At 44.8% G+C, this 22,418-nt stretch carries 21 protein-coding genes; 5 read left to right on the top strand and 16 right to left on the bottom strand.

Features of this window, described 5'->3' with window-relative positions; genetic code table 11:
* Positions 1-29: 29 nt before the first annotated feature.
* The 5 genes from C7475_RS16505 to fbp all read right to left on the bottom strand — a co-directional run bounded on the left by C7475_RS16505 (position 30) and on the right by fbp (position 4,114).
* Positions 30-590: an NUDIX hydrolase gene (locus C7475_RS16505; RefSeq protein WP_110054483.1), complete on the bottom strand. Its 561-nt coding sequence runs from the start codon at positions 588-590 to the stop codon at positions 30-32.
* A gap of 20 nt (positions 591-610) precedes the next feature.
* On the bottom strand, positions 611-1,159 hold the full coding sequence (locus C7475_RS16500; RefSeq protein ID WP_199236243.1) for a YfiT family bacillithiol transferase: 549 nt from the start codon (positions 1,157-1,159) through the stop codon (positions 611-613).
* Positions 1,160-1,215: 56 nt separating this feature from the next.
* Complete coding sequence (locus C7475_RS16495) at positions 1,216-1,980, bottom strand: ABC transporter ATP-binding protein (RefSeq protein WP_110054482.1); 765 nt, start codon at positions 1,978-1,980, stop codon at positions 1,216-1,218.
* 487 nt (positions 1,981-2,467) lie between these two features.
* Positions 2,468-2,998, bottom strand: coding sequence for a CAP domain-containing protein (locus C7475_RS16490; RefSeq protein ID WP_110054481.1), 531 nt, complete (start codon positions 2,996-2,998; stop codon positions 2,468-2,470).
* 105 nt (positions 2,999-3,103) lie between these two features.
* On the bottom strand, positions 3,104-4,114 hold the full coding sequence (fbp, locus tag C7475_RS16485) for a class 1 fructose-bisphosphatase (protein WP_110054644.1): 1,011 nt from the start codon (positions 4,112-4,114) through the stop codon (positions 3,104-3,106).
* A gap of 180 nt (positions 4,115-4,294) precedes the next feature.
* Here fbp and C7475_RS16480 point away from each other — a divergent pair, with 180 nt between their 5' ends.
* Genes C7475_RS16480 through C7475_RS16470 form a run of 3 tightly spaced genes read left to right on the top strand, consistent with a single transcriptional unit; the run spans position 4,295 to position 8,240 of the window.
* Positions 4,295-5,560: an aspartate kinase gene (locus C7475_RS16480; RefSeq protein ID WP_110054480.1), complete on the top strand. Its 1,266-nt coding sequence runs from the start codon at positions 4,295-4,297 to the stop codon at positions 5,558-5,560.
* Positions 5,561-5,620: 60 nt separating this feature from the next.
* The gene (locus C7475_RS16475; RefSeq protein ID WP_110054479.1) at positions 5,621-5,818 is read left to right on the top strand and encodes a hypothetical protein; all 198 of its coding nucleotides are present in this window, start codon (positions 5,621-5,623) and stop codon (positions 5,816-5,818) included.
* 4 nt (positions 5,819-5,822) lie between these two features.
* Positions 5,823-8,240, top strand: coding sequence for an outer membrane beta-barrel protein (locus tag C7475_RS16470; RefSeq protein ID WP_110054478.1), 2,418 nt, complete (start codon positions 5,823-5,825; stop codon positions 8,238-8,240).
* Here C7475_RS16470 and C7475_RS16465 read toward each other — a convergent pair.
* Positions 8,237-8,677: a CBS domain-containing protein gene (locus C7475_RS16465; RefSeq protein WP_110054477.1), complete on the bottom strand. Its 441-nt coding sequence runs from the start codon at positions 8,675-8,677 to the stop codon at positions 8,237-8,239. The two genes, C7475_RS16470 and C7475_RS16465, sit on opposite strands and share 4 nt — an antisense overlap.
* A gap of 196 nt (positions 8,678-8,873) precedes the next feature.
* Here C7475_RS16465 and C7475_RS16460 point away from each other — a divergent pair, with 196 nt between their 5' ends.
* On the top strand, positions 8,874-10,004 hold the full coding sequence (locus C7475_RS16460) for a glycoside hydrolase family 105 protein (RefSeq protein WP_110054476.1): 1,131 nt from the start codon (positions 8,874-8,876) through the stop codon (positions 10,002-10,004).
* 34 nt (positions 10,005-10,038) lie between these two features.
* Complete coding sequence (locus tag C7475_RS16455; RefSeq protein ID WP_110054475.1) at positions 10,039-11,985, top strand: glycoside hydrolase family 97 protein; 1,947 nt, start codon at positions 10,039-10,041, stop codon at positions 11,983-11,985.
* 48 nt (positions 11,986-12,033) lie between these two features.
* On the opposite strand, the gene C7475_RS16450 is transcribed toward C7475_RS16455, so the two are convergent.
* The 10 genes from C7475_RS16450 to C7475_RS32785 all read right to left on the bottom strand — a co-directional run bounded on the left by C7475_RS16450 (position 12,034) and on the right by C7475_RS32785 (position 22,346).
* Positions 12,034-12,531 carry a hypothetical protein gene (locus C7475_RS16450; protein WP_110054474.1) on the bottom strand — a complete coding sequence of 166 codons (498 nt, stop codon included), beginning with the start codon at positions 12,529-12,531 and terminating at the stop codon, positions 12,034-12,036.
* A gap of 24 nt (positions 12,532-12,555) precedes the next feature.
* Entirely contained in the window at positions 12,556-14,772 is a 2,217-nt protein-coding gene (locus C7475_RS16445) for a peptidase domain-containing ABC transporter (RefSeq protein ID WP_110054473.1), read from the bottom strand.
* A gap of 1 nt (position 14,773) precedes the next feature.
* On the bottom strand, positions 14,774-17,926 hold the full coding sequence (locus C7475_RS16440) for a lantibiotic dehydratase (protein ID WP_158286520.1): 3,153 nt from the start codon (positions 17,924-17,926) through the stop codon (positions 14,774-14,776).
* Positions 17,913-18,848: an LLM class flavin-dependent oxidoreductase gene (locus C7475_RS16435; RefSeq protein WP_110054471.1), complete on the bottom strand. Its 936-nt coding sequence runs from the start codon at positions 18,846-18,848 to the stop codon at positions 17,913-17,915. The genes C7475_RS16440 and C7475_RS16435 overlap by 14 nt, the downstream gene beginning before the upstream one ends.
* An 11-nt stretch (positions 18,849-18,859) precedes the next feature.
* Positions 18,860-20,044 carry a lanthionine synthetase LanC family protein gene (locus tag C7475_RS16430; RefSeq protein WP_110054470.1) on the bottom strand — a complete coding sequence of 395 codons (1,185 nt, stop codon included), beginning with the start codon at positions 20,042-20,044 and terminating at the stop codon, positions 18,860-18,862.
* Positions 20,041-21,213, bottom strand: coding sequence for a lanthionine synthetase LanC family protein (locus tag C7475_RS16425; protein ID WP_110054469.1), 1,173 nt, complete (start codon positions 21,211-21,213; stop codon positions 20,041-20,043). The genes C7475_RS16430 and C7475_RS16425 overlap by 4 nt, the downstream gene beginning before the upstream one ends.
* A 101-nt stretch (positions 21,214-21,314) precedes the next feature.
* Positions 21,315-21,506, bottom strand: coding sequence for a class I lanthipeptide (locus C7475_RS16420; protein WP_146217569.1), 192 nt, complete (start codon positions 21,504-21,506; stop codon positions 21,315-21,317).
* A 72-nt stretch (positions 21,507-21,578) separates the two neighbouring features.
* Positions 21,579-21,776 carry a class I lanthipeptide gene (locus C7475_RS16415; protein ID WP_110054467.1) on the bottom strand — a complete coding sequence of 66 codons (198 nt, stop codon included), beginning with the start codon at positions 21,774-21,776 and terminating at the stop codon, positions 21,579-21,581.
* A 90-nt stretch (positions 21,777-21,866) separates the two neighbouring features.
* The gene (locus C7475_RS16410; RefSeq protein ID WP_110054466.1) at positions 21,867-22,061 is read right to left on the bottom strand and encodes a class I lanthipeptide; all 195 of its coding nucleotides are present in this window, start codon (positions 22,059-22,061) and stop codon (positions 21,867-21,869) included.
* A 90-nt stretch (positions 22,062-22,151) separates the two neighbouring features.
* The gene (locus tag C7475_RS32785; protein WP_146217568.1) at positions 22,152-22,346 is read right to left on the bottom strand and encodes a class I lanthipeptide; all 195 of its coding nucleotides are present in this window, start codon (positions 22,344-22,346) and stop codon (positions 22,152-22,154) included.
* Positions 22,347-22,418: the final 72 nt, after the last annotated feature.

Below are 22,418 nucleotides of genomic sequence, written 5' to 3'. Positions count from 1 at the left end.
TTCTAATGATTATTTGCAACGTTCATCTCTCATCCCAGCTTCAATTCCTTCAGCTTTAACAGTGCATAGAACAAACACGTTACGTGCAGACTTTGCAGGATCTTATTTTCTTTCAGCAACTGCTCTACATCTTCAAGGTCCATCAGCACTACTTCGATCTCTTCATTCTCATCCAGGTCCTGGTCCTGCACTTTTCTCCCACCCGTCGCCAGGAACATGTGTGTAAGGTTATTGCTGGATGCCGGATTCGGCGCCACTGCTCCTAGTGGGATCAGCTTTTCAAAATCATAGCCTGTCTCTTCCAGTAACTCCCTGCGCATCGCAAATTCAGGATTCGGGTCGGTATCGTCCATCGTGCCACCCGGGATCTCCAGCACAGTCTTTCCTATACCTTGTCTGAACTGCCTCACCATTACAATGCGTCCATCTGCTGTTACAGCAACACAATTCACCCAATCATTATATTCCAGTACATAATAAGCGTCAACGATCTTTCCTTTTGGCGTCTCACATGTATCTTTACGGGCTGTTAACCAATTGCTCTTGTAAATGTATTCAGAACTTAATGTCTTCCACTCTAATGATGCCATAACTCTTTCTGTTTAATTAATTATTGCCAGTTATTTCTCTCTTTCAGCCTTTCTATATGTGCAAGATGATGTTTACCATGCCAGGCATAATTTGCCGCAACAGTTTTCAATGCGAAGGTCTTTCCACTTTCGGGATGTACGAAGGTACGTTCCCATTGCTCTTCTGTCAGGCCCTCCATCAGGTTGACCCAACGTGTGTGTAATGCGTGTAATAAAGTCAGGGAGATATTGATCGGTGTCTTCGCCACATCCGGTAGCTCTGCCCACGCGGTTTCGTTGTATGCCTTGATAGTAGGATTGTCTTCTGTCAGCGCCCATTTAAAGCGGGTCAATGCGTTCGTATGACTATCCACCAAATGATGTACTACCTGTGCTACTGTCCAGCCACCGGGACGGTATGGCGTTGCCAATTGAGGGGCATCCAGCGACTGTACCACGATCTCTACCAGCGAAGGCAGATACCTTATATCGTTAATATAACCTCTTAACGCACTGGCACTAATTTCTTCAGGTGCTGGTGATGGCATTCTGCCTGTAGGATACTTTAATTGCTCCAGATCTATCTCCATTGCTATTTTGAATTAAGATTAAGAATTGACAGCTTTAACGTGCTTCGTTTTGACATCTACTCCTCTCTCAATCCCTTTCCAGTCATATGGATAAAGACATCTTCCAGATTCGCTTTCTTGACCTCTTTCTTCCTCTCGAAGCCTCCTGCCACTAACTGATCGATCAGGGCATCAGGTGATTCCAGCGCGATGATACGCCCGCTATCCACGATGGCGCAACGGTCGCACAGGAACTCAGCTTCGTCCATATAGTGGGTCGTAATAACGACGGTGGTGCCTTTTGAGCGTACTTCAAGGATCAGGTCCCAGAGATTGCGCCTTGCCTGCGGGTCCAGGCCCGTGGTAGGTTCATCCAGGAAAATGATCTTGGGTTTGTTGATGAGGGTAGTAGCGATGGAAAAGCGTTGTTTTTGTCCGCCGGAGAGATCTTTGAACATAGCCTTCGCCTTGTCTTCCAGGTTGAAGGTGGCGAGTAGCTCTTTCGGATTCACGTCCTGGTTGTACAGTCCGCAGAAGAGGGTGATGAGCTCTGTCAGATTAAGCCTGGGATAGTACCCGGAACTCTGCAGCTGCACCCCTATCAGCTTTTTAATGGTTTCAGGGTCCTTATCGAGGTCTATTCCATCGACAATCACTGTTCCCGAGGTTTTATCCCGGAGTGTCTCAATGATCTCCAGTGTGGTGGATTTACCAGCCCCGTTAGGGCCTAATAGTCCGAAGATCTCATTTTCATATACATCGAAACTGATGCCTTTAACTGCCGTAAAATCGCCGTACGTCTTGACCAGGTCTTTTACTTCAATAATCTTCCTCTTTTCCATGCGTCTAAATTAATGCAAATAGCAACAGGCTGCAAGCCTGAGCGGTAAAAAACGGTTTTCAGACGATAAATGAGGGCACAATAACAAGCATCGGTAAACAGTAAGACGGTTTGTAAGAGATATTGTCTTTAACAATGTCTATAAAAGGTCGTTTTGAAGGTATAATTACAAGGGTTCTGTATCGGTTCTTTAAGGTTCATATAACTATACTATAATAGCTTCAAAAGGTCATTTAAAGGTCACTTCAATATCGAATCGATATTGAAGTGACCTTTAAATGACCTTTTGGTACCCTTTAAGCATAGATACCAGAGCGATAGATAACTGATGTGAACACGATAGATGGATTAATTATACCGAAGGTGTAAAACGAAGAAGCGCCGGTTCCGCGGCGGACCTGATCAGGATTTGTACTACAAATTCAGATCAGGTCCACGGCGGAACCGGCGCTTCAATGACTATTCCGGCTATGGTAGCCGGCTGACGGTTATTTCTTTACAAAAAACTGCGTAAAGTAGGTGATCCTTCCTTTAGGCGCAGCTCCGATGCCGATCATGTTGAAGTCGCCCAGCATGTTCCTGCGGTGACCCGGGCTTTTGATCCAGCCGTCCACTACTCCTTTGGCATCCAGGTTACCATAGGCGACGTTCTCACCTACGCCGGATACGCCATGGAACTTCAGTGTAACAGCGTCATTACGGATCTCGAACTGGTCATGTCCGAAAGCCACTTTGCCATTGGCCATATTATCACTATGCTTCTGTGCCAGCTGGGAACAATAGGATTCCAGTTTCAGCGGAGGCAGTCCTTTTGATGCCCGGAACTCGTTGGTATAATAAAGAATGTCCTTTATCAGTTTGGCATTCCCGGCTGCTGTAGGCTCCTCACTTTCTGCTGCCGGAGGATTACCCTTTGCAGGCGTAGCTTTAGGAGGTACGGCCGACCTGGAACATGAAAAAACGAATAAATGGAAGGTCAGAATAAAAGAAAATACGGTTAATGTGAGCTTACGGGTCATAGCGTAGTGTGTATGGTAATAGATATTAAATAATTTACATTAGACTTAAATAACCAGTGCTGGTTTAGCAATAGTTATACCAAAAGCTCATATTTTTCTTTTTTTCTAACTATTTACTATTCGTTGCCAGACATCCATCATGTTTCTTGACCCTAAAAAAACAGGTACACGCTGGTGTAATTTGGACGGTTTCAGCTCCAGAAGTCGTTGTCTGCCAGTAGCCATTGCCAGTCCGCCGGCCTTTTCCATGATGAAGGACATCGGGTTGCACTCATAACATAAACGCAAACGTCCCCCTGCATATTTTCCGAAAGCCGGATACATGAAAATCCCTCCCTGGATCAGGGTACGGTGTACCTCTGCCACCATACACCCTACAAAGCGGTGCCGGTATATCTTGTCATGGTCATCTTTGGCCAGGAAGTAGTCTATAGCCTTGCGGATCTTATCTTCATACAGGTGATAGTAACCTATGTTGACGGAAAAAATGTCACTTTCTCCCGGACATTTCAGGTTAGGGTGTGACAGACAGAATTCACCGATGGAAGGGTCCAGGGTGAAGCCCTGCACGCTGCGCCGGGTAGCGTATACCAGCATAGTGGAAGACCCGTAGATGATATAGCCTGCGGCGATCTGTACATAACCTGGCTGCAGGAAGTCTTCCAGCTCGCACACACTGCCGGTAGGCGTTAAACGGCGATATACGGAAAAGATAGTGCCGATAGATACGTTTACGTCTATGTTGCCCGATCCGTCCAGGGGGTCCAGCAAAACGACGTACTTGGAGTTCTTCGAATGTTCATCGTCAAAGGCGATGAAATTCTCTTCCTCCTCGGAGGCTACGCCGCAGCAATAGATGCTGCTGCGCAGGGAACCGATGAACTGGTCATTGGCAAATTCATCCAGCTTTTTGACCGATTCACCCTGTACATTAACACGTCCTGCCTCCCCGAGAATATCGGCAATACCCGCCTTATTGACTTCCACATTGACCCGCTTCGCGGCCAGACCTATATCACGCAATAAACCAGACAGTTGTCCTGTAGCACCGGGGTAATTCCTAAGCTCCTGGATCGTGAATTCATCCAGGGTCATTACTTTTCTGTTGTTATTCATGTATAATGGATTAGTTTTCTCATAACTGTGACCTGCCACATGCATTCCCTACATTTAGCTAATTTACCGAAAACAGGCACTATTTTAATGGAACTGTCATTTTAAGGGAAACAAATTTTAAAACAAATTTAAAGTTGCCTTACTTTGTCCCGTATTTTTTTCACGGAAGATTAAGCATATATGAAGGTTTTCAAATTCGGTGGTGCAAGTTTAGAAAGTGTTGAACGTATCCAACAGGTTGCAGCTATCGTACAGTCATTCCCGGACCAGCCAATCCTGATCGTTATATCGGCTATGGGCAAAACGACAAATGAGCTGGAAAAGGTTGCCCAGAACTTCTATCTGCGTAAACGTGAAATAGCGGCCCAGTTGCTGCATAATGTTGAGCAACAACACCTCGAAGTGGCCGACAAACTGCTTGGTACCCGTGATAACCCGGTGTTTACCCAGTTACAACAGTTCTTTACAGAAGCAGAATGGACCCTGGGTGAAAAACCAGGCCGTTCTTACGACTATTACTACGACCAGCTGGTTAGCCTTGGTGAGCTGCTTAGTACGGCCATCGTGAGCGCATACTTCAACCTGGCTGGAGTAAATAACATCTGGCAGGACGTACGGGATGTGTTCCGTACTGACGATACTTTCCGTGATGCGAATATTGACTGGGAAGTAACCGGTCAGAATGTACAGGAAAAAGTATTGCCGCTCTTTAAGAAGACCAATATCATCATTACACAGGGCTTCATTGGCAGTACCGACCAGAACGAAAGCGTGACGCTTGGCCGTGAGGGCAGTGACTATTCAGCAGCCGTATTTGCCAATCTGCTGGATGCAGAAAGCCAGACCATCTGGAAAGATGTAGAAGGACTGAAAAATGCCGATCCGAAGTTATTTCCCAACACCATCAATATACCTGAGATCACTTACAGTGAGGTGATCGAGATGGCGTACTACGGAGCACAGGTGATCCATCCGAAGACCATCAAACCGCTGCAGAACAAACAGATCCCCCTGTATGTGAAGAGCTTTTTGAACAAAGATCTTCCAGGCACCGTCATTAAGGAAGAAACTGACACAAAGCAGTTACCGCCCATCATAGTACTGAAGAAAAATCAGGTATTGCTGACCATTACTTCCCGCAACTTTGATTTCATTACGGAAGACAGGATCAGCGACATATATGAGCGTTTCCACAAGCTGAAAATCAAGATAAATTTAATGCAGAATGCAGCCATTAGTTTCTCCTGCTGTATTGATAATAGCCCGGAAAAGATAGAGCAATTAATGAAGGAACTGCATAATGATTTTAAACTGTCATATAACGAAGGATTAGAATTGCTGACCGTTCGTTATAACCAGGATGGTTTGCTCGATGATTTAAGCAAAGACAGGACTGTACTGCTTGAACAACGATCACTCATCACAATTCAGCGCCTGCTGAAATAATTTTTCATACCTTTTTGCAACCTTTTCTGTACCCGGTCGTCTTTCTAAAAAACAACCTGCATGAAAAAGGTATCCATATTTATCATCATAACCCTGGGTATCCTTGCCATTATTGCACTGGAGGGCAGGGCTTTGCGAAAACTGAGAATCGAACATGCAGGCGCCAAACCTGAAATGCTTCCTTTTTACCTGCTCTGTATAGGGAGTGAGTGGGTAACACCAGTTAGGACACAGCCTTACCACCACTCTGAGATTTGAACTTATGAAAAAGATTTTGCTTATCATGTTCCTGGCTATCGCCGGCACGGGGACTATCTATGCCCAGCACGTTTCAGGAAAGATCACTGTTAAGACCGCCGAAACAAACGGGCAACCCCTTCCCTTTACAAACGTGCTACTACGTCATGTGAAGGATTCCTCCCTGGTAAAGGGAGAACTTAGCGCTACGGATGGTAGCGCCACCTTCGAAAAGATCAGCGAAGGCAGGTATTTTATAGAAGCTACACTGATGGGTTACACATCCGCCAGTACGTCTGCCTTTTCCATTGATGCCGGCCACCAGCTCGTACAATTACCTACCTTAAGTTTATCGCAGGCCAGCAAAACACTGCAGGCCGTAAATGTGACCGCTCAGAAACCTTTCATTGAAAGAAAGAACGGCGCCACCGTATTGAACGTGGAAAGCAGTCTCGCCGCTTCCGGCGGTACAGCCCTGGATGTCTTAAAAAGGGCGCCAGGAGTACAAATAGACAAAGACGATAACATCATCCTTCAGGGTAACCAGGGCGCCACTATCATGTTGGACGGTAAACTGACCTACCTGTCGGGTGAACAGCTGGCTAACCTGTTGAGAAGCCTTCCTTCCGAAAACATTGCAACGATAGAAATTATCACCAGTCCTTCCGCCAAATATGATGCAGCAGGTAAAAGCGGGATCATTAATATCAAGACCAAAAAAACTATCATCACCGGTATTAATGGTTCCCTTAACCTGGGCGCCGGCGCTGGTAAATACGGGTTCTACAACGCCGGTCTGAATTTAAACTGGCGCACGGAGAAATTCAATGCTTTCGGTAACTATAACAATGGCTACAGGGGCTTTTTCCAGACCCGTTATCTTGCCCGCCATATTCAGGGAGACATACCGGCTTTCTTTGAACTGAACGCTTTTAACAGGCGTAATTTCAAAAACAACAACTATAAGGTCGGGCTGGATTATTTCCTCAATTCCAAACATACCGTTGGCGTACTGGTGAGAGGATATGACAACGCCTTTAACCAGGATGGGTTTAACCACACTCCTATCAGCAGCAATGGTAAACTGGATTCAACATTATATGCCGGTACAACTGTCAGGAATAAATTCAACAATGTTTCTTTTAACCTGAACTATAAGGGCCAGTTAGATACTTTGGGAACAGAGATCGGCTTTGACGCCGATTGGGCAAGGTTCAACGACAACAACTACATGACGCTTAGCGATAGCATGGCTTACGTGGTGAATCCCGTTAAGAACGATCATGCGATCCTTAACAGACCAGTAAACCAGGTAACCATCCGAAGCGCGAAATTAGACATGGTGCTGCCATTCAACAAAAACACAAAAATAGAGACGGGTGTTAAATACAGCTCTGTGAAAACGGATAATAATCTCAGATATGACTCACTGCTAAATGGGAAATACGAGAATGCCATCACGCAGAGCAACCAGTTCATCTATACGGAGAATGTTTACGCAGCATATGCCATTTTCAAAAAGACGATCCACAATACAGATTTCCAGCTTGGGTTGCGTGCAGAGCAGACGAAGTCAGACGGTTATTCCGTTACGTTGCAATCGCATGTAAAGCGTTCCTATCTTGACTTCTTCCCTACCTTCTCACTTGATCAGAAAATAAATGAGTCGCACAAGATCGGCGTGAACTATTCCAAGCGTATTTCGAGGCCGAATTACGGTGACCTGAACCCTTTTGTATTTTATATCGACAAATACAATTACTTCAAGGGTAACCCGTATATGCTGCCTGAATACACGCATAAAGCAGAGATCAATTATACGCTCAAACAGAAGTATGTGCTGGCGGTGTCTTATGGTATGACCAAGAACGTAGTGCTTGAGTATATGATCCAGAATGATACAACCAAAGTAACGACTTATTACGACAGGAACTTCGAACGCAGTTACGTGTACAACGCCACACTGACCATTCCGATAGATCCTTTCAAGTGGTGGAATATCACCAACAATATCAATTTCAATTACAACTACTTTGACGTCAAGGACAGTGTGGTAAATCTGACGACCAATGTTTTCGCTTACAACTATCAGACTACACACACGTTCACTTTACCGGACGACTGGAAATTTGAGATCAACGCTTATTACGAAAGTCCGTTCGTTTGGGGTGTATACAAAATCAGGCCTTCCTATGCCATTGGTTTAGGCGTACAGAAGCAACTGATGAACAAGAAACTGAACATCAAGCTGAATGTGTCCGATATTACCAACAGGGAACAGTTCCGTGGTTCTGCTAAGTTTGACAACATTGATATGTACATCAACAACCGCTGGCAGAACAGACGTGTGAACCTGGCCCTGACATGGAATTTTGGCAACAGCAATATTAAGGCTGCCCGTGAAAGGGAAGCCGGCAGCGAACAACAAAGAGTAGGTGGTTAACGTGTACCCTTAATATAATCTTCCAGGTTGTGAATAATGAACTGTTGTTCATCTATCACATACTTTACAACATCACCAATGGAAATCATGCCGACCAGCCTTTGCTGGTTGTCTGTAACTGGCAAATGGCGGATATGTTTATCCGTCATTTTTACCATACAGTCCTGGATGCTGTCATCTTCTGTAACTGTAAAAGGATTCTCCGTCATAATTTCCCTGATCAGCGTTTCTTTGGATGCCCTGCCTTTAAGAATAACCCTGCGGGCATAGTCACGTTCTGAAAAGATACCCAGTACTTTGTCGCTTTCACTGAGAACTACCAGTGCGCCTACATTTTTGTCTACTAATACGCTCAAGGCGTCAAATACAGAATCATTTGGCTGGATAGAATAAACCACGTGGCCCTTCACCCGAAGGATGTCGCGCACTGTTCCCATAACGAGGTAATTTAGGTGTGAAGAATGGAATAGTCCTGTCTATTCCTAAGTTAACATTTTATACGCAAATTTGCTTCCGTCATACAAATTTTCCCCTGACATCTTGCATTCGGGATTTTAATATATTACTTTACGCAATAGTTCGTCAATCAATCAAAATTCTGTTACTATTTACAACCCTGATAATTAGCATTCTATGCGCAAATTGAGAATACACCTGGCAATCATAGCCTTAACCGGCCTGCTGACCGCGTCCGGTACTGTATCTGCTCAGAAAAGTTTCAAAGACTGGCCAATGGGGACAGAGCCAGCAGCAATCGGATTATTTGTCGCCAATCACTACCTGGCCGGCCCCTTTGCCAATTTTGGCAATCCTGGCCCACCACAATCCATTACCTATCCTGAAGTATGTACCTGGTATGGCGCTCTTCAGTTTGCCAAAGCCACTGGCAACAAGGAACTGGTACAAAAACTGGCTGCACGTTATGAACCTTTGCTGGCACAATCCCAGAGCCTGAAGCCCAAACCAGACCACGTTGACCACAGCGTATTTGGTGCAATTCCACTTGAACTTTTTCTGCAAACAAACGAGGGCAAATACCTGGATGAAGGCAAAAACTTCGCCGACAAACAATGGGAACTGCCCGAAAATCCACAGCCCAATCAACAGGAGCTTCAGTCAAAAGGCCTTTCCTGGCAAACCCGCATGTGGATCGATGACATGTATATGATCACATTACTGCAGGTAGAAGCCTTCCGCGCCACCGGCAATAAGGAATACCTGGACCGTGCGGCCCGGGAAATGGTAGTATACCTTGATGCTATTCAACAGCCCGACGGCCTGTTCTATCATGCTAAAGATGCGCCTTTCCTATGGGGGCGTGGTAATGGCTGGATGGCTGCCGGCATGGCCGAGCTGCTTACCGCCTTGCCTTCCGGTCATACCGACAGGCCGAGAATACTGGACGGCTATAAGAAAATGATGGCCACCCTGAAGAAATTGCAGGACAAGAACTACATGTGGCACCAGCTGCTGGACGATCCTAACGCCTGGGCAGAAACTTCCTGTTCCGGTATGTTCACCTTTGCAATCGTAACTGGTGTAAAGAAAGGCTGGCTTGACGAAAAAGAGTACGGCCCCGTTGCCAGAAATGCATGGACCACACTGGTAAAATATATCAATGAGAGCGGAGACGTGAAAGACGTTTGCGAAGGCACCAATAAAAAGAACGATCAGCAATATTACCTGAACCGTTCCCGTGTTACCGGCGATCTTCATGGTCAGGCGCCTGTACTATGGACTGCCGCTGCGTTGCTTGCTAACTGATCACCATAAATGAGACACTAAATTTCCACAGATAATGATGTACAAAGGCCTGTCCATAACAGGAATGCTCTTTTTTTGCTTCTCAGGAATCCATGCACAGCAGAAATACACAGTTATTTCGCCCGATAAATCGGTAACACTCACCGTAGCCGTTGGTAAAGACATTTCTTACAGCCTGTCGCAGGATAACAAAGAACTGATCGCACCATCTGTCGTATCGTTTAAAACAGATGCAGATAAACCAGGCGCCTGGAAAGTCAGCAAAGCGAAAACAACTGCTCACGATGCCACGCTCACGCCTGTCATTATGCAGAAAACAAAGACCATCGCTGACAAGTACAATGAACTGCACCTTGACCTCTCTAATGGCCTGGCACTGGAATGGAGGGCCTATGATAACGGCATTGCCTGGCATTGGATCACCAGCAGCAAAAAGCCTTATAAAGTACTGGACGAGCAGGCCAATTTTATCATGGACAAGGAAGGCCGTTCCTGGTACCCGCAGGAAGATGGCATGTTCTCACATAACGAACGCAAATACATCAACTATAAGCTGGATAGCCTGGACGATAAGAAACTGGCCAGCCTGCCCGCATTATTCGAAGTAAAGAACACTAAACTGCTGGTTACAGAATCCGGCTTGTTCAACTACGCGGGCATGTGGTTACTGGGACAAAGCGGCGGTAAACTCAAAGCTGTATTCCCTGCTTATCCGCGTGAAAAGAAAGTGACCAGCGACAGAGATGAGCAGGTAGCTTCCCGTGAAGATTATCTCGCTAATATTCAAGGCCCGCAATCATTTCCCTGGAGAATTGTTATGATAGCCCGCCAGGATGGCGACCTGCTGACCAATCAGCTGGTATACCAGCTGGCCCCTCCCGCTACAGGCGATTACAGCTGGGTGAAACCCGGCAAGGTACAGTGGGACTGGTGGCATTATAACAACATCTACGACGTCGATTTCCGCGCTGGTATCAATAACGATACCTACAAGTATTATATTGACTTTGCGTCCAAATATGGTATCGAATACGTGCTGCTGGACGAAGGCTGGTGCGATACCCGTGACCTGATGAAACTTGCACCGGGTATTAATGTGAAAGAGCTGGTTGACTATGCAAAAGCAAAAAATGTCAATATCCTGCTCTGGACCAGCTGGCTTGTACTCGACAAACAGCTGGACATGGCATTGGATAAATTCCAGGAATGGGGCGTAAAGGGCATTAAAGTCGACTTTATGCAGCGAGATGATCAGGACATGGTCAACTACTACGAAAAGGTCTCTAAAGCGGCCGCAAGCCGTAAACTGATGGTGGATTTCCACGGTGCTTACAAGCCGACAGGCTGGATCCGTACTTATCCGAACGTACTGACTTCCGAAGGCGTACTGGGTAACGAGATCAGTAAGTTTGCAGATCTTATCACGCCACAGCATACTACCACCATTCCATTTATCAGAATGGCAGCAGGCCCGATGGACTTCACTCCAGGCGGTATGCTGAATGTACAGCGCAACGCCTGGGCAGCAGTTCCGGGCGAACCAATGACCCTGGGTACCCGCAGCAATCAGCTGGCAATGTATGTTGTGTTTGAAAGTCCGCTGCAAATGCTGTGCGACCTTCCTACTCACTACTATCGCGAGCCGGTGGCTATGGAGTTTCTGAAAACAGTGCCTACCACATGGCAGCAAACCATTCCGTTACACGCTAAAGTAGGCGAATATGTAGCTGTTGCCAGACAAGCGCCCAACGGCGACTGGTACATTGGCGCAATGACAAACTGGACGCCTCGTGAGCTGACGATAGATCTTTCATTCCTGCCTGAAGGCAAGTATAAGATCGATAGCTGGAAAGACGGGATCAATGCAGACCACAATGCAAAAGATTGTAAGATGGAATCCGGAACGACAGACAATCACTCGAAGATCACAATCAAGATGACTAAGGGTGGAGGTTATGTGGCAAGGATAACCAAACAATAAAAAGGAAAAGGGAAGCTGCAAATGGCTTCCCTTTTTTCATGTGCAATGTTACTTTGCCGCAAAAAACTTAAATCTACTCCATACAGTACCGGTTGCCGTTTTCCATTCACACCGGATATACATATCCCTGTACAACGATGATGCGGCAGCAGACGGAGCATGCGCTTCCATAAAGAGATCATCGCCTTTTCTATAAAAGCTATCTATAGTTATTTTTACATAATCGGATTTCAAGTTCGTATTCCTGCCCACATACAAACGTGCAGGAAGGTTAGCCCGCAATGCTGACAAACTATCGGCAGGCAGTGCATCAACAGAACAGGTAATATGTGTTCCCTCCCCTCTTGTCTCCGATTTATATACCCGTACCATGGTACTTTTCCAATGCGGCACAGGTATCTGCGTTAATAAAATACAACCCGTCACCAACACTAAGAGCACTAATATATTCCCCCAGACGATCAGTTTACCGGGAGGCTTTGACAGCACCTCCTGCACTTCGTCACTGCGCAGCTCATAAACATTCTTATTATCCGCTTCAGGCATATTATATCAATTGAAAATGATCCTTTAATTACCCAGTTCAAGCTGGTTCTTTACCAGCTCATAATAATATCCACGACTCATCGACAAGCTATCGTGCGTGCCCGTTTCAGTGATCTCTCCTTTGTCCAGCACTATGATCTGATCAGCGTTCCTCACAGTGCTTAACCTATGCGCAATCACAACAACGGTTTTCCCTTTAAAGAAGCGCTCCAGGTTTTCCATGATCGTCCGTTCGTTATTGGCATCGAGTGAGCTGGTAGCTTCATCAAAGAAAAGGAATTGCGGGTCTTTGTATACAGCCCTGGCAATGAAGATCCTTTGCTTTTGCCCGCCGCTTATACCGAGTCCGTTGTTACCGATCTTCGTAGTATATCCCAACGGCAATTCTTCTATGAACTCTCTGATATTGGCTGTACTCACTGCATACTGCATTCTTTCATGATCTACCGGTTTGCCGTCCAGTGCAATATTCCTTGCTATTGTATCGTAAAAGATATAGGCATCCTGTGTGACCGTACCGCATTGTGTTCGCCAGTAATGGGAAGAGACGTTCTCCAACGGCTCATCACCCAGAAATATAGTACCACTTGTAGGTTTATAAAAATTGAGCAGTAGTTTCATCAGTGTACTTTTCCCACTTCCGCTTGCACCAACAATGGCGGTTACTTTTCCATGCGGGATAGTAAAACTGACATCTTTCAGTACAAAAGCCGAATTAGGCCCGCCGTATTGGAAAGATACATTTTCCACGCTGACGTCCATGTCAGACAGGTCTTCAAGGTGCTGTATCAGGCCCACCTCCTCTTCCTGTTCATCTCTGCGATTATGGATTTCCTGCATCCTGTCCATACTTAAACGGGCATCCTGTGCAGCTTTAACAAAGGACACCAACTGTTCAAGCGGGCCGTTTGTTTGCCCAATGATGTATGATATACTTAATAGCACACCGATGCTGAAATGTCCATTGATCACTTCCCTCGCCGCAAGAAATGAAATAAGGATATTTTTCACCTGCGACAGAAATACAAAACCCACACGCTGATATTGTTCAAGCGCAAGGCTACTGATGTTCAGCTTGAATAACTTCAGTTGCAACTGCTCCCATTCCCAGCGTCTCGGTGTTTCACTTCCATACAGCTTGATGTCCTGCATACCTGTGATCATCTCAAACAGTTTATCCTGGTTCTGCTTATTACGGGAAAACCTTTTGTAATCCAGCCGCTTTCTTCTTTGCCTGAACAGAAAGATCCATACTACCGCGCCTATGCTGAAGACCAGGAACATGCCAAAGATCCTGACATCATACAAGGCCAGTACAATAGAAAACACGGTGATATTGATCATTGAAAAAAGAGAGCTCAGCAAACTGCTGGTCAGGAATGTTTCTATGCGGTGATGATCATTTATCCGCTGTGTAATATCCCCGACTGCTTTCGTATCAAAATATTTGATCGGCAGCTTGAGTAGCTTAATAAGAAAATCCGATATGATATTAAGGCTGATACGCACGTTGACATGCAGCAACAGCCAGTTCTGGATCATATCAATAGCAGTACTGCCGAAGAACAGGAATAACTGTGAAAGCAATATCAGATATACGATCGTAAGGTCAGCATCTTTTACGCCATAATCGATAAGGAATTGGGCCAGGAAAGGAAGTACAAGAGAGATAGCACTTGCGCTCAGCATACCGGCCAGCAACTGCAGGATATATCGTTTATGCGGGAACAGGTACTTTAACAGGAAGCTATATCCTTTCTTGTCAGCACTTGCATTCTCCAGTGCATAAAACTCAGGCGTAGGTTCTAAAAGTAATACGACACCTTTACCATCCGCAGAACTGATCCAGCTCTTAAGAAAGGTTTCTTTATCAACTTCTACTGAACCATGCGCGGGATCAGCAATGTACAGCTGTATGCTTTCATCCTTCGCTGAACCGAGCCAACGCTGTTTCCGTTTTACATTATAGAGTACGACGAAGTGGTCCTGGTTCCAGTGCAGGATGCATGGTAACGGACATTCCATCAACTGAGTAAAAGTTACTGTGGCGCCAAACGTGCGAAACCCCAAACGTTCACAGGCATGATTCATAGAGCCCAGGCTCACCCCATTTTTGTTCAGGTAGCAAAGCTCCCGCAGGTAATCCAGCTCCAACGACTTCCCATAGTATGCTGCGATCATCTTTATACAAGATGGTCCGCAATCCATAATATCATGTTGAATAAACGATTTGAACCTCATATTATCTTATCTTCTTCATTACCTGTATACCCTGATAGTACTTAGCCATTAAACAGTAGATCACATATTCGTGCATCCGCTGGTTAGCACTGAACGTTCTGTTGATATGCATATGCACATAACTGGACAGTGTACTAACAATAAAGTCTTCGCCGCCTTTACTATACATATCACGCACGCAACTTTCCAGACGGCTATTACGGCTGACAATAATATTTGAATGCTGCTCCATGATGCTTTCTATGGCGGCTCTGTATTTTCTGAACTTATCATTGATCTGTGTCCTGATCACTTTATCGGCATTAAACTCCCGTTCAAAGTCAGACTGCCATTGAAGGATCAGGGCATGCCGTTTTTCAATACCTATTCCAAACAGATCAAAATAAGCATCAATGCTGCGAAGGCTCATCAGCCACCGGGCATTGCCATCAGCGTTATTCTTTAAATGCACCAATGTTTGTAATACAGCGTCACTGTCGCAACAGAAAATGCTTTCCGCTTCCTCTATACAAGTACTTCCATAGCGTTCCAGTTCCCTGTCATAGGTATCCTGCTGTACCTTCCAGATGACGTCGTTTTCGACGTATTCGCTGATAGCAGCGTACATGCCTGTTATCACCTCCTGTGCATGTTCCTGTCCTGTTAAAAATCTTATCCGTATATGTGGATCAGGGTCGTTATACCTGATGAAGAACCATTTGGAGATCACTTGTTTTTCTTCAAGGGCAGATACCAATGGCGCGATGGTGTTTATCAAAATATCATCGGCAGACTTTACCCCTGTATACAGTTTGAAATACAGCCATTCATCACCGGGAACAAACTTTCGCTTCACTTCCATGTTTACTTCGCCATTGAACCGCGGTTTACGGGTATTAACTATGTTTTTATGGAAAGAGAATATTAACTGATTGGCAAAATTGACGTCCCCACGCCGGGATTTCAAAGGGCTATTCCCCTTGAAATATTCGTTTACAGTAACCCGCTTCCTCTTCTTCATTTCATCTACAAGGATCTCAATCATAAACTGATTTTCCAGGTCTAACAGGAAGTCGTTATCCTGTGAAACGCCCAGGGTGATGTAACGGGGCATCTTCAACTGCTTTCGCAGATCTTCCATTTTTATTACCCGTTCAGCACCTTTCGCAGCCATCAACTCACCGCAATCATCTGTATTAAGTCTCCATCTTGCTGCTGAGAAAACAATATTCTTATACACCACACGCGGAAAGAAAACAACATCTCTAAACGCATGGCCTGTATCTATGTAGAAACTGGTCATACGCCGCTGTGTCTGCAGGTCACACAAAAAATGATAAACAGGCAGTGAATTGTAATGATAATTATAAGCAGAGGCAACTTCCGGTATAACCTGCTTATTGTACTTATAGGAACGTAAATAAACCGTATCTCCTTTTACGGAAACACCGATCTCAGATAAGCGGATGGCCTTCTTCGTATTATCCACTATACATTGGATGTAGGGTATTTCATAGGACCTTACGCCAGGCCGCATCAAAACATTGGAAGCCCTGCTTTGGGCAGCATGAATGACTTCCGCAATGATGGCTTCAGGATTATTCTCATCTTCCGCCTGTACAATTTCTTTTATCAATGAACAGATTTCTTCATTCTCCAGTGCAAACCTGGAGATATAATTAGCCGCACTGGTAGCGCCGGCACTCTGAAACAGGATACTAGTCCCGGTTTCCTCTTCAAGCAGGGATAACATCACCGGAAAGGTGTCTGCCCCATCAGCTGTTTTCGAAGGAAATGCCGACAGTTCCTCATCTGTCAACTCAATCACCTGCTCATTCTTCTCTACCGACCTGATATAACGCTTAACCCAGAACGAGTGCAGTTCCTTGAGCCAGCCTATTTCCTGTTTATCTTTCTTTTCTTTGGCGGGCCATGTGAGATCATCTATCAATGAAGAATAATTCGCCATGTTGTTGAAATGCTGAAGATACCCCACACCTATTTCGTTATCAAGCGCCAGCAACAGCGGCACTTCCCTGCCCTCAAATTTCTTAGTGAAAGCCTGCTTAAAGGCAGTCAGGTTCGAGGTGGCGCCCCAGTTGATCTGGGATATATCAGGCGTAAGACGGCTCAGAATATCCACCCCTTTCTGAATATCCGATATCAGCTGCTTGTCGATGGCAGCGTTGCCAAGATCATAGTAGAGGTTTGAATTGATCAGGTAATTGGGTTTATAACCAATACCAAAATCAGCAGCACCAGCATTTATCGCCTCATAGATCGCTTTGTTATCACCTATTTTCTGCTTGTCAAGTGTATCTAATCCCTCTCCAAGTACGTCCAGTTTGCTGATGAAATTGCCAATATACAGGGCATCATTCTCATCCGCAATGGATCTATACCCATTCAGGAGATCGGTAAAATGTTCCCTGGGATTTTTAGTCACTGGTACATCTACTTCGCTTACCAGTACCTGTGCATCGATCAATGCAGTGATAAATGAATCTGCATCTTCTTCGCTTACATCGTCCTGTGTTAATACCTGTTGTAAAGCTTTGAACTGAACACCGTCAGCAGCAGCCTGCACTAACATTTCAATATATTCGTTATTACCGATCGACACGAGGTTGTATACACGTTCATAGTTCCTGTAGGTACCCTCCACATATCGCTTCTTCGCTCCTACATTATACATACTGTTATTCGGATAATACTTTGCATATTTCATGATGATCCTGTCACCACGCAGTGTGTCTACCAGGGTGGTCAGGAAATGCATATCGAGAGATGATCTTCTTATATAACCATCTCCCTCTGGCATAACCAGTGTGGTGTTGTCGCCCAGCTGCGCCGTTCCACAACCAGCAAATAATCCAAATGGCACACACCTGTTGGTAGCCCTGATATAGTATTTCAGCACGCCTTTCAGGATATGCTCATCAGTTTTATTCTCACGATACATTCTGCACCACTGTTCAAAGAGTACCGGAGACGCCAGGTAAAGCGCTTCCCTGAATGTATCATCCGCATACAATTCTTCTCCAAAACGCTGCAATTGCTGTAAGTCTTTACAGGCCCCAGCTATCCTGAAGAAATCATCCAGCGAAAATAGCGGCGCCCTTACCACAACTGTAGAAAAAGGACTAAACGGATATGATATATTAGACTTCTTCATTTGCTTCATTTGTGATCAAAAAAAGTTCTTTCAGCATTGAGAGGTGTTCCATCTTCTCCGATGAATCCGTTGATGCATCATGAATGATGAATTCATTGATATCATATGTCTCATGATACAGATGAACAGTATCATACAATTCTTCTACGGATATTACGAGTGTTTTAAAAGCCTCCTTACCCGTACCAGTTACAGCAGTCCTTGCAGCACTGTCTGTATCCTTTATTATTCTTACTGACAACGCCAGGTTCACTTCCGGCAACATTCCATGCCGTTCAGCATATTCTCCACGGTAATGATCAAGTACCGACGCATCCATCTCATTGTCTGCATTACCATGAAACAGTGATTTACAGAAATTCGTTTTGTACTTGACTATATGTGCCAACGATTTAAAAGAGCCGGATAAATACCAGAGCTGCGGAGGCATGCCGCCATAGGGAGGTAATACGATATCCCGTTCAAATAACTCCTCTTCCCTGTGAAACAGATCATGGATCAACTCCAGGTTCTTCCCGAAGTAAGGCGTCCAGTTGGTACGGTTCAATTCCTTATTCAGTAATTGTATGGCATAATCACTATCGGGAACACCCTTTGCAAGTCCCAGGTCTATCCTGTTTCCAAAAAGGCTGTTCAGGAGTTTAAAGTTCATCGCAATAGCATAAGGAGAATATACCGAGATAAGACTGCCTGCTGTACCAATACGGATGCGCTCAGTCATCCCTGCCAATAATGTGAGCAGGATATCGGGGTTACTCCATGCGTTTGTTTTAAAGGGCCGGTGATGTTCGCCGATCCAGAACCGGCTGCATCCCATTTCATCTGCCCTGACCGCATATTGCGTTACTTCTTCCAGTGTCTCCATACTGGTCTTCCCCGCCCTGTAACCAAATTCAAGCATACCGATCCGGATGTTACTCATGAGCTGTATTATTAAGAAAGTAAGAAAAACTTATCCCATGCCTTTAGTTCCGGTTTGAGATAGCCATACACAGCGAGTACTGCTCCTAACCATCCATGCAGAAAAGACAATTTAACTGTTGAAATATCTTCCAGCTGCATGTCCTCCTCCAGTGAGGAGATCGTCCTGTTTATCCAGTGTTCATAGGCATCTGTGAATATTGACTGCCCGGATATTCCGGCTATTCTTGTGTAAAGTTGGGCCACTCCGGCAGCCCCATGACAGAAGTGATAATCCTCTACACCGGTCAGGTCGAAGTTTGTCCGCTGCGTACAGCAGTTACCTATCTCCAGGGCAATATCTTCATAACGGTTATTATCTAATGTCTTTGCAGCCCTTAATAAAAGGAATGTTATACCAAGATCGCTGTTACAATATGCAAGCCTTGTATTCACATGTACCTTTCTCATTCCTGCCGTTTCCTTATAAATATTGTAGGGGAAATTAACTAACGGAGAAATGCCGTTGGCCTGATTACGGAAGGATATTAAATAGTCCAGGCCATCCTCCAGCAGCTTCTTACAATACTCTTTTTCTATGTCCTGTTCATAAAGGTTGAGCAGGATCAGTAAAAAGCCCGGAATGCCGTGAGCAATACCGAAATTACATCCTGTCACATATTCATCATGCACACTGTTATTGAATATATCTGCCTCAGTCCCTTTATTATAAGCTTTTGTAGATAGCAATTGTATAATACGTGTTAAATGGTCCTTCTTTCCTCTTACTTCAAAGTATCTGATGATGCCGAACGCGCCATGGAAGAAGTCAAAGTTTTCATGGTTAATAAAAGTGATGCAGTTCTCGTACATGACATCATCAAGGTCATCCAGCTGCATAAGATATGTTTCATCCAATATGCCTTCATTTATCAGTTCTGTCAGCACAATGCCCAGTCCTGATAATCCATCTGCATACGAAGCATTACGCAGGAACTGCTCGCTACCATCATTGATCTCATCAAAGATGATGGCCAGCATCCTCTCCATTCCGTCAAGGAACTCCTGGTCAGGTGAGAATTTGTAGGAATAGAAATAATACACAAGCAACCCGAGCCTTCCTTTAAAAAGGCCGTTTGTATGGATGATCTCATCCAGATCAGCGGCAGCGATCTTACCGTTAACCTGTTCTACAATATGCGTTGCAGTTGTTCTCATAGTGGATAATTAGCGAAAGTCAGATAATCATAAGGTGCGTCTCCCCTGGAGGCAATCAATGCAGTACCAATGCCACAGATGCCCTGGAGAAAACTTATATGCACCGTCTCTATTTCATTATTGTAAAAAGATTCATATCCGCCCCATTTCGTGTCGAACCTGCCGAAGCCTATTGTTTTCTCCAGCCAGTAATCAGCCGTTTCTTTAAATACAGGCAGCGCGGTCCTGGAGTGCAGATAAGAGAATAAAGTGTACAAACCAGATGATCCGTATAACAGATTAGCATCCTTTATGTGCCGGCCGGCATCATCCCTGTATGCAGCAGCATGTGTCAGAATAGCTATGCCTTCTTCAACAAGCGACGTATCTTTTAATACCTCGCCCGCATAGTAAAATGTATACCCGATCCCTACATCTCCATAACACAGGTTCTGATAATTATATTTCTCAAGAATATTTCCGTCAGTAATGATATTAGGGAATAGTGCAGCGCTCTCGCCAGTGCCTTTATACCTGGCTATGAACCGCAGCGCTTCCCGTATCAATACCTCACATTTTTCCTGTTGTATGCCTTGTTTATAACATCCGGTGAGGAATGCGATCGTTCCCGCTATTCCATGCATGATGCCAAGTTCGATCACTTCTTTGTTCCTGAGAGATGACTGCCAGTACCGGCTGCCATCTTCCGGATGAACATGGGAACAGTCGTTGATCAGTTCAATCAGGGCTTCTAATTGTACACTGACATCCGCCTTTTGCGACAGTCGCTTTAAATAGTAGTTACCGGCCGCAATACCACCTACTACAGGGTCCAGGTCCTTCTGCTCCTGTTTCCACTCTGAAAACTGTGTTATTATAGTATCGAGTTCATCGAGTATTTCAGCGCCGTCTTCTGACTGCTGACCGGTCATGAATAAATACGCATGTCCAAACTCTATGATCTCTCTGAAGAAAATATCACTGGTATATCCGTTATTCAGTTTTTCAACCACCTTCTCCAGGCTCCCGGCTATTAAGCCGGAATGACTGTCGTCTTTAACGAACAAGCAATAGTAATAATAGAAAACAGCCACCCCTGATATTCCGTTAATACCAATGGAATCAAATTTAGTATGATGCTGGTCTATTGAGTGCTTGACCCTGGCTATAACATCGTGACTTTGTACCATAGACGTATGCGGTTTATGAAATCCGGAGAGATAAGGGGGCCAGAAATTGCAATACCGCGAATCTGACAATTTCCGGCCCCTTAAACTTATCGAATCAATGCTTATCGCGTAGTAACAGGATCACTGGTACCGCATGAGTTGTCACGGCAGGAACATTGAGATCCTGAAGAAGAATCAACATCTTTTGAGGTTTTAACACCGCCAATGATATTCTCCATTTGTTTTTCCTGGAGTTTGCTGATCACTTCTTTGTCGAGCTGCAGGCTTTTGCCTAATTTAATTTTCGGGTTCATACGATTTAATTTGAAACGTGGGTACAGTGCTTCCAACATACGCTAGGGAAGCTTTAGCGACGATAACCGGGATTACGATTCAACTGGGAACTCAGGGTCCTTAGGGTTACATGAATTATCACGGCATGAGCAGCTTGATCCTGAAGAAGAATCAACAGCACCTACGGCTTTAACACCACCGATGATGTTTTCCATTTGTTTTTCCTGCAGTTTGCTGATTACTTCTTTGTCTAACTGGAGACTCTTGGTTAATTTGATCTTGGGATTCATAAAAAAAAATTAAAAAATGAAAATTGAAACTTCCAACATACGCTATGGAAGCATTAGCGGACTTGATATCAAGGTCTTTTGAACAGCATATTATCTTGCTACGCCGAATCTTTCTGTTTCAGGATAGCAGCTGTGATGTATGCAGGAACAGTTACGTGAAGGGAAATCAACATCTTCGGCAGATTTAATACCTCCTGTAATATTTTCCATTTGTTTCTCCTGTAGTTTGCTGATTACTTCTTTGTCCAGCTGGAGACTTCTGGTTAACTTAATTTTTGGGTTCATAAAAAAAGATCTAAAAGGTAAAAAAATAAACTCCGGTCCTTATGCTATGGAAACATAGCGATTCATATCACATTCTGGTGAGCATCTTACTCATCGTGCTGTTGCAGGCGGCGGCGGGGGTTCCTGAACACAACTGTGGTGTATGCAGGAACAACTTCTGGAGAGATCAGCACCGATAGCGGCATTGATACCGCCAAGGATGTGCTCCATTTGCTTCTCCTGCAACTTACCAATGACTTCCTTGTCAAATTGAAGGCTTTTAGGCAACTTAATTTTAGGATTCATAAAAAGCGCTAAATATTAGGCAATAGGCTCCCAGCTAACACTATGGAAGCATTAGTGTCGTGCTTATTACAG

It is taken from the genome of Chitinophaga sp. S165, from assembly GCF_003182155.1.
Lineage (GTDB): Bacteria > Bacteroidota > Bacteroidia > Chitinophagales > Chitinophagaceae > Chitinophaga.
The sequence above is the reverse complement of the archived record's forward strand: the minus strand, read 5'-3'. Positions and strand labels throughout refer to the sequence as shown.